This is a genomic window from Neisseria sp. Marseille-Q1983 (genome assembly GCF_018224585.1).
Taxonomy (GTDB): Bacteria; Pseudomonadota; Gammaproteobacteria; order Burkholderiales; family Neisseriaceae; genus Neisseria; species Neisseria polysaccharea.
The window spans coordinates 1-14,485 of sequence record NZ_JAGTUI010000010.1 but is presented as its reverse complement, the minus strand read 5'-3'; the positions used below and the strand labels follow the sequence as shown (position 1 = coordinate 14,485).

The 14,485-nt window shown below is 53.3% G+C and carries 13 protein-coding genes and 1 pseudogene; 7 read left to right on the top strand and 7 right to left on the bottom strand.

The genetic code is table 11. The features are described from left to right. Positions 1 to 16: 16 nt before the first annotated feature. The 3 genes from folB (at position 17) to KEM39_RS03495 (ending at position 1,299) form a co-directional block, all read left to right on the top strand. Entirely contained in the window at positions 17 to 373 is a 357-nt protein-coding gene (gene folB, locus KEM39_RS03505) for a dihydroneopterin aldolase (protein WP_002213654.1), read from the top strand. Positions 374 to 406: 33 nt separating this feature from the next. After that, complete coding sequence (locus tag KEM39_RS03500) at positions 407 to 943, top strand: NUDIX hydrolase (protein ID WP_002219335.1); 537 nt, start codon at positions 407 to 409, stop codon at positions 941 to 943. Positions 944 to 1,122: 179 nt separating this feature from the next. Further along, positions 1,123 to 1,299, top strand: a complete 177-nt coding sequence (locus tag KEM39_RS03495; protein ID WP_192886281.1) for a hypothetical protein — start codon at positions 1,123 to 1,125, stop codon at positions 1,297 to 1,299. 52 nt (positions 1,300 to 1,351) lie between these two features. Here KEM39_RS03495 and KEM39_RS11960 read toward each other — a convergent pair. The 3 genes and pseudogenes from KEM39_RS11960 to KEM39_RS03485 form a co-directional block, all read right to left on the bottom strand. Further along, positions 1,352 to 1,536, bottom strand: a pseudogene (locus KEM39_RS11960) (hypothetical protein); the annotation flags it as partial. A 77-nt stretch (positions 1,537 to 1,613) separates the two neighbouring features. Then, complete coding sequence (locus KEM39_RS03490; RefSeq protein ID WP_118996872.1) at positions 1,614 to 1,973, bottom strand: fluoride efflux transporter CrcB; 360 nt, start codon at positions 1,971 to 1,973, stop codon at positions 1,614 to 1,616. Between the two features lie 28 nt (positions 1,974 to 2,001). Then, positions 2,002 to 2,682, bottom strand: coding sequence for an energy-coupling factor ABC transporter permease (locus tag KEM39_RS03485; protein ID WP_211709596.1), 681 nt, complete (start codon positions 2,680 to 2,682; stop codon positions 2,002 to 2,004). Between the two features lie 164 nt (positions 2,683 to 2,846). On the opposite strand from KEM39_RS03485, the gene KEM39_RS03480 reads away from it, so the two are divergent. After that, entirely contained in the window at positions 2,847 to 5,891 is a 3,045-nt protein-coding gene (locus KEM39_RS03480) for a DNA translocase FtsK (RefSeq protein ID WP_211709595.1), read from the top strand. A gap of 70 nt (positions 5,892 to 5,961) precedes the next feature. Here KEM39_RS03480 and KEM39_RS03475 read toward each other — a convergent pair whose 3' ends face one another. Together KEM39_RS03475 and proB are read right to left on the bottom strand one after the other, a co-directional pair. Next, complete coding sequence (locus tag KEM39_RS03475) at positions 5,962 to 7,224, bottom strand: glutamate-5-semialdehyde dehydrogenase (RefSeq protein WP_211709594.1); 1,263 nt, start codon at positions 7,222 to 7,224, stop codon at positions 5,962 to 5,964. Positions 7,225 to 7,236: 12 nt separating this feature from the next. Then, positions 7,237 to 8,346 carry a glutamate 5-kinase gene (proB, locus tag KEM39_RS03470; RefSeq protein WP_211709593.1) on the bottom strand — a complete coding sequence of 370 codons (1,110 nt, stop codon included), beginning with the start codon at positions 8,344 to 8,346 and terminating at the stop codon, positions 7,237 to 7,239. Positions 8,347 to 8,591: 245 nt separating this feature from the next. On the opposite strand from proB, the gene KEM39_RS03465 reads away from it, so the two are divergent. Together KEM39_RS03465 and KEM39_RS03460 are read left to right on the top strand one after the other, a co-directional pair. Further along, positions 8,592 to 10,385, top strand: coding sequence for a 2-isopropylmalate synthase (locus tag KEM39_RS03465; protein WP_211709592.1), 1,794 nt, complete (start codon positions 8,592 to 8,594; stop codon positions 10,383 to 10,385). Positions 10,386 to 10,479: 94 nt separating this feature from the next. Beyond that, positions 10,480 to 11,142 (top strand): YecA family protein, encoded by a 663-nt coding sequence (locus KEM39_RS03460; protein WP_211709614.1) that lies wholly within the window; start codon positions 10,480 to 10,482, stop codon positions 11,140 to 11,142. 70 nt (positions 11,143 to 11,212) lie between these two features. On the opposite strand, the gene lgt is transcribed toward KEM39_RS03460, so the two are convergent. Next, positions 11,213 to 12,061: a prolipoprotein diacylglyceryl transferase gene (lgt, locus tag KEM39_RS03455; protein WP_118996864.1), complete on the bottom strand. Its 849-nt coding sequence runs from the start codon at positions 12,059 to 12,061 to the stop codon at positions 11,213 to 11,215. A 75-nt stretch (positions 12,062 to 12,136) separates the two neighbouring features. Further along, a complete protein-coding gene (locus KEM39_RS03450) occupies positions 12,137 to 13,267 on the bottom strand; it encodes a M14 family metallopeptidase (protein WP_118996863.1) in 1,131 nt (376 codons plus the stop codon). Positions 13,268 to 13,435: 168 nt separating this feature from the next. Here KEM39_RS03450 and argB point away from each other — a divergent pair, with 168 nt between their 5' ends. Beyond that, positions 13,436 to 14,332, top strand: coding sequence for an acetylglutamate kinase (gene argB, locus KEM39_RS03445; RefSeq protein WP_118996862.1), 897 nt, complete (start codon positions 13,436 to 13,438; stop codon positions 14,330 to 14,332). The last annotated feature ends 153 nt before the right edge of the window (positions 14,333 to 14,485 follow it).

Here is a 14,485-nt window from a genome sequence, read left to right as displayed (position 1 = left end):
AAAAACGGGGCGGATTATGGATAAAATCTTTTTGCACGGCATCAAGGCGGATACGCTTATCGGCGTGTACGGCTGGGAGCGCGAACGGTTGCAGACCCTGATTGTCGATTTGGACATCGGCGTTCCCGAGAAAGCGGGTTCGGACGACGATATTGCCAATACGGTACATTATGCCGAGGTATGCGAAACGCTGCGCCGACATCTGAAAGAACAGGATTTCCTGCTTTTGGAAGCGTTGGCGGAATATATTGCCGATTTGGTTTTGGGATATTTCGGCGCGGTGTGGGTGCGCGTGAAAATCGTCAAACCGGGTATTTTGGAAGGCGTGCGCGAGGTTGGAGTGGAAATCGAGCGCGGCAAGCGTGAAGATTGAACGGCAGAATAGGAAACGGAAAGGAGATATGAAGTGGATTTGAGGGAAGTAAAATTAGGCGGCGAAACCATTTACGAGGGCGGTTTCGTCAGTATCAGCAGGGATAAGGTCAGGCTGCCCAACGGCAATGAAGGGCAGCGCATCGTCATCCGTCATCCCGGTGCAGCATGTGTCTTGGCGGTAACGGATGATGAAAAGGTCGTTTTGGTGCGGCAGTGGCGTTATGCGGCAAATCAGGCGACATTGGAACTTCCTGCGGGCAAGCTGGATGTGGCGGGTGAGGATATGGCAGCGTGTGCGCTGCGAGAACTGGCAGAGGAAACGCCTTATGTTGCCGACAGCGTGCGCCTGCTTTACAGTTTTTATACGGCGGTCGGTTTTTGCAACGAAAAAATGTATCTGTTCGAGGCGGAAGGCGTGCGCTTGGGCAGTACGCTTGCCAATGACGAAGACGAGATTACGGAAACCGTATTGATGTCGAAGGAGGAAGTCCGTCAGGCATTGGCAAACGATGAAATTAAAGACGGCAAGACATTAATCGGTTTGCAATACTGGCTGATGAAGGATTGACAGGGTATTGGAACTGCCCGCCGGAGTAAATCGGCGGGCAGTTTGTTTGGCGGATGGGATATGCCTTTTCGGCTTGTCTCTGGGCGCGTCCTTTAAAGTCATTCGTGTTTTAGTAATAAGAGAGAAAAGGGGATGATAATTACCCAAACGAACATGATCATTTTTAAGAATAGTTAATAATGAAAATCTTTGTTACTGATTTTTTTTACTGGTTTATTAGTTTATTGGTTCTTTCTTATATACCATCTATTAATGCATGGCATGATGAATTAATAGATGATATTAATTTTGGCAAAAGGGTTATGATGGTTACTTTTTTTGCATTTTTAGACGCAGCAATAGAGAGTTTTTTTTAAGAAAAAGCCTTGGTAGGATAAACCTACCAAGGCTTTTTCTTTGTTATAGACCTAAAAGCCCAATTTGAATTTGAGAACGGTATAGTGGATTAAATTTAAACCAGTACAGCGTTGCCTCGCCTTAGCTCAAAGAGAACGATTCTCTAAGGTGCTGAAGCACCAAGTGAATCGGTTCCGTACTATCTGTACTGTCTGCGGCTTCGTCGCCTTGTCCTGATTTAAATTTAATCCACTATAATTGGCACAGCCAGTATTTAAACAAGCGAAGCCAATTTATAGATTATGTCAAAACCAAAGGAAGCAATTTTTTGCGGTTATTTGACTGCCGTCCCTATCTTCAGCCCGAGCCAAGTCAGCAGCAGCGAACCCGTCGTATGTAGGAAAATATTGGCAAGTGCTGAAGCGGGACGATTCGATTGGAGTAGGGTTACGGTTTCCAGTGAAAATCCGGAAAGCGTGGTCAGGCTGCCGAGAAAACCGATAATCAGCAGCAGCTTCCATTGCGGGTGGTTGACGGTTTCGGCAAAGATTCCGATAAGAAAAGCACCTATCCAGTTGGCAAACAGGTTGCCTGTGGCCGGAGGTATTGATGTGGGAACGGCGAGGTTGAGCAGCCAACGCGCCGTTGCACCGAGTGCTGCACCGATGGAAAGGGGGATGATGTTGGAAAGCATGGTTTTGCCTGTCTATGCCGTCTGAAGGCTACCTCCATATGCTGCGGTCGGACTTCAGATAGCGGTTGTCGTCGAAAGTGTTGATCCAATGGGGCTTCAGTGCAACAAATATGGCAGTTGAAATGCCGCTGAGGAAGGATTCCGCCCACGCCAGCAGAATAAAGACGGGCAGGGCGGTCGTCCACAATATTTCGGACGGAAAAGCGTTTGCGGCATCCAAAATACCGGTCAGCACCAGCCCGGTCAGCAGAATGCCGGCGGCGGAAGCGAGAAAGCCGTTGACGAAAATAAAGATGAAAATATTGGGCGGCAGGCGGTCGACCAGCACACGCGACAGGCGGTTGACGGCAAGTGCGGGCAAAATCAGAACCAATACGTTTGCAGGATACGCACCGGAAGAGCCGGCAAACAGCAGGCAGTAGGGCAGCATCAGCAGCGCGGCAAGCCAAAAGGCGGCGGAAGTGCCCACCATCAGTGCAACCAGATTGACGGCGAGCAGGTGGTAGTTCATCTGTGCAAGCTGTCCGCCGCCGGCAGAGGCGTTCAGACACCATGCTGCGGAAAAAATTACGGTACACAGTGGAAGGGCGGAACGGTAGCGGGCAAGCGAGCGGAATGCGGACGGCGCGGAAGCTGCCAGTATCAGGATAAGGACAATCCACGAAACCGACAGTACCACATCTGAAAACCAGACTGTTTGGAAAATCATGGCAATGCCGCAAAGATTAAGGGAAGGGACGGCTATTATACTGTCGGCGGGGGCAAACCGAAAGCCGAATCGGTTTCGGCAGAATTGCCGGCCGGTTGTTTTTTTTGGGACGGAAACACGTTAAAATAAACCCATTTAATCGTTTGTCTTGCGGGAAACGGCATATGTTTTGGATAGTTTTGATCATTATTTTGTTGCTTGCGCTTGCCGGCCTGTTTTTTGTCCGCGCACAATCCGAACGCGAGTGGATGCGCGAGGTTTCTGCGTGGCAGGAAAAGAAAGGGGAAAAACAGGCGGAGCTGCCTGAAATCAAAGACGGTATGCCCGATTTTCCCGAGTTTGCCCTGATGCTTTTCCATGCCGTCAAAACGGCAGTGTATTGGCTGTTTGTCGGTGTCGTCCGTTTCTGCCGAAACTATCTGGCGCACGAATCCGAACCGGACAGGTCTGTGCCGCCTGCTTCTGCAAACTATGCGGATGTTCCGAACGCATCCGACGGGTATTCAGACAGTGGAAACGGGACGGAAGAAGCGGAAACGGAAACGGCAGAAACTGCGGAAGAAGAGGCTGCCGATACGGAAGACATTGCAACTGCCGTAATCGACAACCGCCGCATCCCATTCGACCGGAGTATTGCTGAAGGGTTGATGCCGTCTGAAAGCGAAATTTCGCCCGTCCGTCCGGTTTTTAAAGAAATCACTTTGGAAGAAGCAACGCGTGCTTTAAACAGCGCGGCTTTAAGGGAAACGAAAAAACGCTATATCGATGCATTTGAGAAAAACGAAACAGCGGTCTCCAAAGTCCGCGTGTCCGATACCCCGATGGAAGGGCTGCAGATTATCGGTTTGGACGACCCTGTGCTTCAACGCACGTATTCCCGTATGTTCGATGCGGACAAAGAAGCGTTTTCCGAGTCTGCGGATTACGGATTTGAGCCGTATTTTGAGAAGCAGCATCCGTCTGCCTTTTCTGCAGTCAAAGCCGAAAATGCACGGAATACGCCGTTCCGCCGTCATGCAGGGCAGGGGAAAGGGCAGGCGGAGGCAAAATCCCCTGATGTTTCCCAAGGGCAGTCCGTTTCAGACGGCACATCCGTCCGCGATGCCCGCCGCCGCGTTTCCGTCAATTTGAAAGAACCGAACAAGGCAACGGTTTCTGCGGAGGCGCGGATTTCGCGCCTGATTCCGGAAAGTCGGACAGTTGTCGGGAAACGGGATGTTGAAATGCCGTCTGAAACCGAAAATGTTTTCACGGAAACCGTTTCGTCTGTGGGATACGGCGGTCCGGTTTATGATGAAACTGCCGATATCCATATTGAAGAACCTGCCGCGCCCGATGCTTGGGTGGTCGAACCACCCGAAGTGCCGAAAGTTCCCATGACCGCAATCGATATTCCGCCGCCGCCTCCCGTATCGGAAATCTACAACCGTACCTATGAACCGCCGTCAGGATTCGAGCAGGCGCAACGCAGCCGCATTGCCGAAACCGACCATCTTGCCGATGATGTTTTGAATGGAGGTTGGCAGGAGGAAACCGCCGCTATTGCGGATGACGGCAGTGAAGGTGTGGCAGAGCGGTCAAGCGGGCAATATCTGTCGGAAACCGAAGCGTTCGGGCATGACAGTCAGGCGGTTTGTCCGTTTGAAGATGTGCCGTCTGAACGCCCGTCCTGCCGGGTATCGGATACGGAAGCGGATGAAGGGGCGTTCCCATCTGAAGAAACCGGTGCGGTATCCGAACACCTGCCGACAACCGACCTGCTTCTGCCTCCGCTGTTCAATCCCGAGGCGACGCAAACCGAAGAAGAACTGCTGGAAAACAGCATCACCATCGAAGAAAAATTGGCGGAGTTCAAAGTCAAGGTCAAGGTTGTCGATTCTTATTCCGGCCCTGTGATTACGCGTTATGAAATCGAACCCGATGTCGGCGTGCGCGGCAATTCGGTTTTGAATCTGGAAAAAGATTTGGCACGTTCTCTGGGCGTGGCTTCCATCCGCGTTGTCGAAACCATCCCCGGCAAAACCTGTATGGGTTTGGAACTTCCGAACCCGAAACGCCAAATGATACGCCTGAGCGAAATCTTCAATTCGCCCGAGTTTGCCGAATCCAAATCCAAGCTGACACTCGCGCTCGGTCAGGACATCACCGGACAGCCCGTCGTAACCGACTTGGGCAAAGCACCGCATTTGCTGGTTGCCGGTACGACCGGTTCGGGCAAATCGGTGGGTGTCAACGCGATGATTCTGTCTATGCTTTTCAAAGCCGCGCCGGAAGACGTACGTATGATTATGATCGATCCGAAAATGCTGGAATTGAGCATTTACGAAGGCATCCCGCACCTGCTCGCCCCTGTCGTTACCGATATGAAGCTGGCGGCAAACGCGCTGAACTGGTGTGTTAACGAAATGGAAAAACGCTACCGCCTGATGAGCTTTATGGGTGTGCGCAATCTTGCGGGCTTCAACCAAAAAATCGCCGAAGCCGCAGCAAGGGGAGAAAAAATCGGCAATCCGTTCAGCCTCACGCCTGACAATCCCGAACCTTTGGAAAAATTGCCGTTTATCGTGGTCGTGGTCGATGAGTTTGCCGACCTGATGATGACGGCAGGCAAGAAAATCGAAGAACTGATTGCCCGCCTCGCCCAAAAAGCCCGCGCGGCAGGCATCCATCTTATCCTTGCCACGCAACGCCCCAGCGTCGATGTCATCACGGGTCTGATTAAGGCGAACATCCCGACGCGTATCGCGTTCCAAGTGTCCAGCAAAATCGACAGCCGCACGATTCTCGACCAAATGGGCGCGGAAAACCTGCTCGGTCAGGGCGATATGCTGTTCCTGCCGCCGGGTACTGCCTATCCACAGCGCGTTCACGGCGCGTTTGCGTCGGATGAAGAGGTGCACCGCGTGGTCGAATATTTGAAACAGTTTGGCGAGCCGGACTATGTTGACGATATTTTGAGCGGCGGCGGCAGCGAAGAGCTGCCCGGCATCGGGCGCAGCGGCGACGACGAAACCGATCCGATGTACGACGAGGCCGTATCCGTTGTCCTGAAAACGCGCAAAGCCAGCATTTCGGGCGTACAGCGCGCCTTGCGTATCGGCTACAACCGCGCCGCGCGTCTGATTGACCAGATGGAGGCGGAAGGCATTGTGTCCGCACCGGAACACAACGGCAACCGTACGATTCTCGTCCCCTTGGACAATGCTTGATTTTTTGCAAATGGAAATGCCGTCTGAAGACTGTTTCAGACGGCATTTTTATCGGATGTTTGAATTCGGATTATTCCCTAACCTGTCCCGTGCCTTGTACGATGTATTTGTAACTCGTCAGCTCTTTCAAACCCATCGGACCCCTGGCGTGGAGTTTTTGCGTGGAGATGCCCATTTCGCAACCCAAGCCGAATTCGCCGCCGTCGGTAAAGCGCGTAGACGCGTTGACATACACGGCGGCAGAATCAACGTGCGAGGTGAAATAATCCGCCGCTTCGGGGTTTTCGGTAACGATGCCGTCTGAATGGTGCGTGCTGTGGACTTCGATGTGTCCGACCGCCTCTTCGACCGAAGCGACGGTTTTCACGGCGAGGATGTAGTCTAAAAACTCGGTGTCGAAATCGTCTGCACCCGCCGCTTCGCCGCCGATATGCCGCGCCGCCTGCGGATCCAAACGGAAGCGGACGGGCGGCAGTCCGGCTTCTATACGGTCGCGCACCAACAGCCGTTCGAGCTTGGGCAGGAAGTCGGCAGCAATGTCTTCATGCACCAGCAGCACTTCCATCGAGTTGCACACGGACGGGCGGCTGGTTTTGGCGTTGTACACGATACGGAGCGCCTTGTCCCAATCCGCGTCCTTGTCGATATAAATGTGGACGATGCCCGTCCCCGTTTCAATGACCGGCACGACGGCATTTTCAACCACCGCCCGTATCAGCCCCGTCCCGCCGCGCGGAATCAGCAGGTCTAGATAATCTTTCGCCCTCATCATTTCGTAACTGCCCTCGCGCCCGGTGTCTTCAATCAACTGGAGCGCGTCGGGGGAGATGCGGGTTTGTGCCAACCCCGTTTTCAGGGCGGCAACGATGGCGCGTGCGGATTGGAATGCATCTTTGCCGCTGCGGAGTACGACCGCGCTGCCGCTTTTCAGTGCCAAAGCCGCCGCATCGGAAGTAACGTTCGGGCGGCTTTCGTAAATAATGCCGATAACGCCCATCGCCACGCGCTTTTTGACAATTTCCAAGCCGTTGGGCAAAGTCGAGGTTTCCAGTATTTCGCCCACGGGATCAGGCAGCACGGCAACCGCCCTGATGCCGTCCGCCATCGCGCCAATGCGTTTTTCGTCCAACAAAAGGCGGTCGGTCATGCTTTCGGGAATTTTGCCTGCCGCCGCTTCCAAATCTAAACGGTTTGCCGCCAAAATATCTTCCGCCGCCGCTTCCAGACTGTCCGCCATCGCAAGCAGCGCGCGGTTTTTTTCTGCCGTATCCGCCGTGTTGGCGGATTTTTTTGCCGCTTTGGCAAGGGCAAGCTGTTTTTGTGTGTTTGACATGGGTTTCCTTTTCTAAAATTCGGTCAGAAGCAGGCGTATTTCGGGCGTGATGGAAATCCAATCGTCCCGATGGATGAACACGCCTTTCGCTTTGCGCGATTTGAGCAGGTCTTCGACGGCGGCAGAGCCGAAAAGGACGCGCCCTTTGCCCAAAGGCTGTTTGGTTGCGTTGCTGTACACGGTTACGGTGTCCATACGGGAAAAATGCCCTTCGATTCCGACAACGCCCGACATCAGCAGGCTTTTGCCCTGTTCCGACAAGGCGCGTTCCGCACCTTCGTCCACATAAACGCCGCCCCGGCTTTCCGAGTAAAACGCCAGCCATTGTTTCTGCGTCCTCAAGCCTTTGGCACGGGGGACGAAAAACGAACCGTCCGCCTGATGTCCGGCGGCTTCGGCAAGGGCGTTGTCTTTAAGCGAGGAACAGATATATACCGGGACGCCGGATTCGGTCGCAATCGTCGCCGCTTTGATTTTGGTCAGCATCCCGCCCGTGCCGTTTGCCGAACCCGCGCCGCCCGCCATTGCGATAATTTCATGGTTGATGTGTTCGATTTTATCCAGCCGTACGGCATCGGGATTGCTGTTCGGGTTGCCGGTATAAAGCCCGTCTATGTCGGTCAGCAGTACCAAGAGGTCTGCCTGTATCATCGCCGCAACCTGCGCGCTGAGCGTGTCGTTGTCGCCGATTTTCAACTCTTCGACAGAAACCGTGTCGTTTTCATTGATAATGGGGACGGCGCGGCGTTGCAGTAGTACGGAAAGCGCGGCGGCGGCATTTTGGTAGCGGCGTTTGTCGGCAAAGTCGGCGCGGTTGAGCAGGATTTGCGCGGACACGATGCCGTCTGAAGACAGGCAGGCGGTGTATTCTTCCATCAGCAGCCCCTGTCCGACGGCGGCGGAAGCCTGTTTGTCGGCAATTTTAACCGGGCGTTTTTTGAAACCCAGCGCACCGAACCCTGCCGCAACCGCGCCGGAAGACACCAAGACCAGCTCGTGTCCCGCATGATGCAATGCGGCAAGCTGGCGGGTGATGGTTTGGATTTTGCCGCGCGAGAGACTGCCGTCCGAATGGGTAATCGAAGATGTGCCAACTTTAAATACGATTCTTTTGTATTTCATTGTTTCCGTCCTTGTTGGTTTGTCCTGTCTCGTTGCCGCCTTGTACCGCCGAATTTGCCCTGTTCTGCCGCAATTGTCAACAATCACGCCGCGCCTGCAATAAAATAGACAAAATGTATAAAATTAATAAAATCTATGGCGGTTTATTGAGATTTTTTCAAATTAATATTGCCGTTTTGTCTAAAATGCGTATAATCCTGTCCATATTTCTGCTGTAGGCTGATTTATTTTAGACAAGGACTACCATGCAATTAGATATAGACCGCTTGGTTGCTTATTTCGGCGGCGTGAACGCACTTGCCGAAGCGTTGAAACAGCACGATCCCGAAAATGCCGCGACGACCGCTGCCATCTACAAATGGCGCACGCGCGGGTCGCTGCCCCTGGCGCAACTGCAAAAGCTGACCGCGTTGGCGGAAGCGCAAGGCAGGCCGCTGGATTTGAATGCTTTTTTACAAAAAAACGAATCTCTGGAGAGAACAGAAATGACACAGACCAACCGCGTAATTATTTTCGACACCACCATGCGCGACGGCGAGCAGTCGCCCGGTGCATCCATGACCAAAGAGGAAAAAATCCGCATTGCCCGCCAGTTGGAGAAAATGGGCGTGGATGTGATTGAGGCGGGTTTTGCCGCCGCCAGCCCGGGCGATTTCGAGTCTGTCAATGCGATTGCCAAAATCATCACCAAATCCACAGTCTGCTCGCTGGCGCGTGCCGTTGAAAACGATGTGCGTAAGGCAGGTGAGGCTGTTTCGCCTGCGCCGAAAAAACGCATCCATACCTTCATTGCCACCAGCCCCATCCACATGGAGCACAAACTGAAAATGAAACCGCAGCAGGTCATAGATGCGGCGGTCAAAGCAGTGAAAATCGCCAAAGAATACACCGACGATGTGGAATTTTCCGCCGAAGATGCCGTGCGTTCGGATTTGGACTTCCTCGCCAAAATCTTTACGGCGGTTATCGAAGCAGGCGCGACCACCATCAATATTCCAGATACTGTCGGCTACTCCATCCCTTCCGTATGGTACGAGCGTATCAGCAACATCATCAAAAGCGTTCCCAATGGCGACAAAGTAGTTTGGTCAACCCACTGCCATAATGACTTGGGTATGGCGGTTGCCAACTCGCTGGCCGCCGTTCAGGCAGGCGTGCGCCAGGTGGAGTGCACCATCAACGGTTTGGGAGAACGCGCAGGCAATGCCAGCCTTGAAGAAATCGTGATGGCATTGAAAGTGCGTCATGATTTGTTCGGCTTGGAAACCGGCATCGATACCACGCAAATCGTGCCGGTATCCAAACTGGTCTCCACCATTACCGGTTATCCGATTCAGCCCAACAAGGCAGTGGTCGGCGCAAACGCCTTTGCACATGAATCAGGCATCCATCAGGACGGCGTGTTGAAACACCCCGAAACCTATGAAATCATGACTGCCGAATCGGTCGGCTGGTCAACCAACCGCCTGACTTTGGGCAAACTCTCCGGTCGCAGCGCGTTCCGCAGCAAACTGGCGGATTTGGGCATCGAGTTGGAAAGCGAAGAGGCATTGAATGCTGCTTTTGCACGCTTCAAAGAACTCGCCGACAAAAAACGCGAAATCTTCGATGAAGACCTGCACGCGCTGGTGTCGGACGAAATGGGCAATATGAATACCGAAAGCTACAAATTCATCTCCCAAAAAATCAGCACCGAAACCGGCGAAGAGCCGCGCGCCGACATCGTGTTCAGCATCAAAGGCGAAGAAAAACGCGCTTCTGCCACCGGTTCCGGCCCGGTTGATGCGATTTTCAAAGCGATTGAGAACGTGGCGCAAAGCGGTGCGACTTTACAGATTTATTCCGTCAATGCCGTAACGCAAGGTACGGAAAGCCAAGGCGAAACCAGCGTCCGTCTGGCGCGCGGTAACCGCGTCGTCAACGGACAGGGCGCGGATACCGACGTTTTGGTCGCCACTGCCAAAGCCTACCTCTCCGCTTTGAGCAAGCTGGAATTTAGTGCCGCCAAACCGAAAGCGCAAGGCAGCGGTACGATTTGAGTGTGAAAACAGACGATGCCGTCTGAAGCAGAAAAAGGCTTCAGACGGCATTGCAGCGATAATAGGGCGCAAAACCCATTTGAAAAGGAAAATGATGGATTCCCGAAAATTTACCGAAGCATCCAAACGGCGGTTGGGCGAATTGTTGGATGCCAAAAGCGAACAAGGCAACACGATGCGTTGCGACGAGGTTCAAGGCTTTATGACGGCACTGTTGAGCGGGCCGGACAAATTGACACCGCTCGACTGGCTGCCGGAAGTGTTGGGCGACGAATCGCAATTTACCGCCGCCGAACGTTCCGAAATCGAACGGCTGGTTTTGGCAATGGCGATGGACATAACCGCCGCGATGTCGGATAAAAAGCTGCCCGATTTGTGGCTTTATGAAAACGAAGACGGCGGCAGCGATTTTTACACTTGGTGCAATGCCTATCTTTACGGTTTGGATATTGTGCCGACCGATTGGTTTGAAGCCGCCGATGATGAAGAATTTGAAGAGTTGTTTTATCCCATCATGGCGTTGGGCGGCATTTACGACGAAGAGGAAAACGGCTCCATCCGCCTGCAATTTACAGAAGGCGAGTTGGCGGAACTGGAATCCGAGTTGCCTTATGCCTTAGCAGACATTTACCGCTACTGGCAGGCGGTCATCAACAAGCCGCAAACCGTCCGCAGGGAAGGGGCAAAAACCGGCAGGAACGATCCCTGTCCGTGCGGCAGCGGCAGAAAATACAAGGCGTGTTGCGGTAAGAATTGACGGTTCGGGCGGAATAAAATGCCGTCTGAAATGCAGTTTGCGTTTCAGACGGCATTTTTGTCGGAAAGGTTTAATGCTTCCTGCTGCCGAAGAAGATGAAGCCGGCAATACCCAAAACAATCATCGGGACGCTCAACCATTGCCCCATCGACAGCCCCAAGGTCAGCAGCCCGAGATAGTCGTCGGGTTGGCGTGCAAATTCGGCAATGAAGCGGAATATGCCGTAGCCGCCGAGGAAGAGCGAGGCGACTTGTCCGGTCGGCCGCTGTTTTTTAGAGAACAGCCAAACGACGGCGAACAGGCAGATGCCTTCAAGTGCAAACTGATAAAGCTGCGAGGGATGACGCGGCAGCATACCGTATTGTTGCAGCCATTCTGCCCAAAGCGGATTGTGCGCGGCGGCTTTGGCATCTTCGTAACGCGCCTGCGGGAAGCCCATTGCCCAAAATGCGTTAATGTCGGTAATGCGTCCCCAAAGTTCGCCGTTGATGAAGTTGCCGATACGTCCCGAAGCGAGACCCAGCGGAACGAGCGGGGCGACCGTATCCGTCAGTTTGAGGAAGCTGATGTTTTGTTTGCGGCTGAACAACCACATTGCGGCAACCACGCCTAAAAATCCGCCGTGAAACGACATTCCGCCTTCCCATACCTTGAAAATATCAAGCGGATGGGCAAGGTAGTAGGCGGATTTGTAAAACAGGACGTAACCCAAACGGCCGCCAAAAATCACGCCCAAAATGCCCCATGTCAGGAAGTCGTCAAGCGATTCTTTGGTAAAAACGGACAAGCCTTGCGCGATGCGCCTTCTGCCGAGAAAGGTAAAAAGAATAAATCCGAGGATGTAGCTTAGGGCATACCAGCGGACGGCAAGCGGGCCGATACTGATAAGGACGGGATCGAATTGGGGATGGGTAATCATGATGTTCCTTGATTTCAATTTCAAATGCCGTCTGAAAGGCATGATGCTTCAGACGGCATTTCTGCAATAAGGGTTTCAGCGCAAATCGCCGATGATGTTGAGGATGGCGGACAATGCGGCTTCGCCCAGGCGCAATGAACGTTGGCCGTTCCATCCGAAGTCGTCATCGGGCAGGTTGGCGTTGTCTTTAAAGGGCATTTCCAGCGTGTAGGCAAGGCAGTTGAAACGGTTGCCGACCCAGTTGGTCGCCAAGGTCATATTCGCTTCACCTGGCGCGTCTTTTTCGTAACCGTATTCATCTTGGAAATCGGGGCTGGCGTTCAAAAGGGCGGTTTTGAACTGCGCTTCCAGCGCGGCAATGCGCGGATTGTAGTTCGGCACGCCTTCAGTTCCTGCAACAAAGACAAAGGGCAGACCTTCATCGCCGTGGATGTCCAAAAACAAATCTACGCCGGTTTCCAGCATTTTTTCGCGCACGAAGAACACTTCGGGGCTTTTTTCCAAAGTCGGGTTTTCCCACTCGCGGTTGAGGTTCGCACCGGCGGCGTTGGTACGCAGGTTGCCAAGTGCCGAACCGTCGGGATTCATGTTTGGCACGATGTAGAAAGTGGCGCGGTCGAGCAGGGTGCGTGCTGTCGGGTCTTGCGGGTCGAGCAGTCTGCCGAGCAGCCCCTCGATAAACCATTCCGCCATCGTTTCACCCGGATGCTGGCGGGCGGTAATCCAGATTTTCAAATCACTTTCGACCTGATTGCCGATGGTCAGCAGATTGATGTCACGCCCTTGCACGGTGCTGCCCAAATCGTCGATGCGGCACAGCCCGCTGCCTTGCGCGTCGCCGAGGAGGTTTAAATGCTGTTCTTCGGAATAGGGTTCGAAATAGGCGTAATACACGCTGTTGGACAGCGGCGTATGATTGACGGTCAGTACGCCGTTTTCGTAGGAAGTCGGTACGCGGAACCAGTTGCGGCGGTCGTATGATGCACACGCCTGATAGTCTTCCCAGCCTTTCGGGTAGGCGGCTTCTGCCGCGTTTTCAAAATGCATGATGCAGTTTTGATAGGCCGCGCCTTGCAGCCGGAAGTAGAACCATTGTGCAAAATCGGAGGCGTTGTCGGGACGCAGGGCGAGGCGGATGTTGGAAGGATCGGTCAGGTCTTTGACAACGACCGAGCCGGCATCGAAGCGGGTGCTGATTTTAATCATGGGGAATCCTTGCTGTCGCCGGTTTCTCGAACCGGATAAACCGCGATTTTACCGCCCGTATCGCAAGGCTTCAACCTGCCCGAAGGTGTGCCGGATGCCGTCTGAAGATTGTTTCAGACGGCGTTTGGCGTTAACATAAGCCGAAATTGTCAACAATATGGAGCCGTTATGGCGTTTGAAAACATTATTTCCGCCGCCGACAAGGCGCGTATCCTTGCCGAAGCACTGCCTTACATCCGCCGGTTTTCCGGTTCGGTCGTCGTCATCAAATACGGCGGCAACGCGATGACCGAACCTGCCTTGAAAGAAGGGTTTGCCCGCGATGTCGTGCTGCTGAAGCTGGTCGGCATTCATCCCGTCATCGTTCACGGCGGCGGGCCGCAGATCAATGCGATGCTTGAAAAAGTCGGCAAAAAGGGCGAGTTTGTCCAAGGAATGCGCGTTACCGACAAAGAGACGATGGATATTGTCGAAATGGTGTTGGGGGGACACGTCAACAAAGAAATCGTGTCGATGATTAACACATATGGCGGACACGCCGTCGGCGTAAGCGGACGCGACGACCATTTCATTAAGGCGAAGAAACTTTTGATCGATACGCCCGAACAGAATGGCGTGGACATCGGACAGGTCGGTACGGTGGAAAGCATCGATACCGGTTTGGTTAAAGGGCTGATAGAACGCGGCTGCATTCCCGTCGTCGCCCCCGTCGGCGTAGGTGAAAAAGGCGAAGCGTTCAACATCAACGCCGATTTGGTGGCAGGCAAATTGGCGGAAGAATTGAACGCTGAAAAACTCTTGATGATGACGAATATCGCCGGTGTGATGGACAAAACGGGCAATCTGCTGACCAAACTCACGCCGAAACGGATTGATGAACTGATTGCCGACGGCACGCTGTATGGCGGTATGTTGCCGAAAATCGCTTCTGCGGTCGAAGCCGCCGTCAACGGTGTGAAAGCCACGCATATCATCGACGGCAGGTTGTCCAACGCGCTTTTGTTGGAAATCTTTACTGATGCCGGTATCGGTTCGATGATTTTAGGCGGCGGGGAAGATGCCTGAAGCAAAGTCGGAAAATGCCGGCTTTGGCGGAAAACCCGTTTGTCCGGTTTCTGTTTTTGGGGTTTCGGGCAATTTCCAAACCGTCATTCCTGAAAAAATATAGTGGATTAAATTTAAACCAGTACGGCGTTGCCTCGCCTTGCCGTACTATTT

Bases quoted from the DNA above. Each gene is read 5' to 3' on its own strand.
- proB (WP_211709593.1), bottom strand. From the start codon at position 8,346: ATGAAATACAAAAGAATCGTATTTAAAGTTGGCACATCTTCGATTACC.
- KEM39_RS03475 (WP_211709594.1), bottom strand. From the start codon at position 7,224: ATGTCAAACACACAAAAACAGCTTGCCCTTGCCAAAGCGGCAAAAAAA.
- argB (WP_118996862.1), top strand. From the start codon at position 13,436: ATGGCGTTTGAAAACATTATTTCCGCCGCCGACAAGGCGCGTATCCTT.
- KEM39_RS03495 (WP_192886281.1), top strand. From the start codon at position 1,123: ATGAAAATCTTTGTTACTGATTTTTTTTACTGGTTTATTAGTTTATTG.
- KEM39_RS03485 (WP_211709596.1), bottom strand. From the start codon at position 2,682: ATGATTTTCCAAACAGTCTGGTTTTCAGATGTGGTACTGTCGGTTTCG.
- folB (WP_002213654.1), top strand. From the start codon at position 17: ATGGATAAAATCTTTTTGCACGGCATCAAGGCGGATACGCTTATCGGC.
- KEM39_RS03460 (WP_211709614.1), top strand. From the start codon at position 10,480: ATGGATTCCCGAAAATTTACCGAAGCATCCAAACGGCGGTTGGGCGAA.
- KEM39_RS03490 (WP_118996872.1), bottom strand. From the start codon at position 1,973: ATGCTTTCCAACATCATCCCCCTTTCCATCGGTGCAGCACTCGGTGCA.
- KEM39_RS03480 (WP_211709595.1), top strand. From the start codon at position 2,847: ATGTTTTGGATAGTTTTGATCATTATTTTGTTGCTTGCGCTTGCCGGC.
- KEM39_RS03465 (WP_211709592.1), top strand. From the start codon at position 8,592: ATGCAATTAGATATAGACCGCTTGGTTGCTTATTTCGGCGGCGTGAAC.
- KEM39_RS03450 (WP_118996863.1), bottom strand. From the start codon at position 13,267: ATGATTAAAATCAGCACCCGCTTCGATGCCGGCTCGGTCGTTGTCAAA.
- lgt (WP_118996864.1), bottom strand. From the start codon at position 12,061: ATGATTACCCATCCCCAATTCGATCCCGTCCTTATCAGTATCGGCCCG.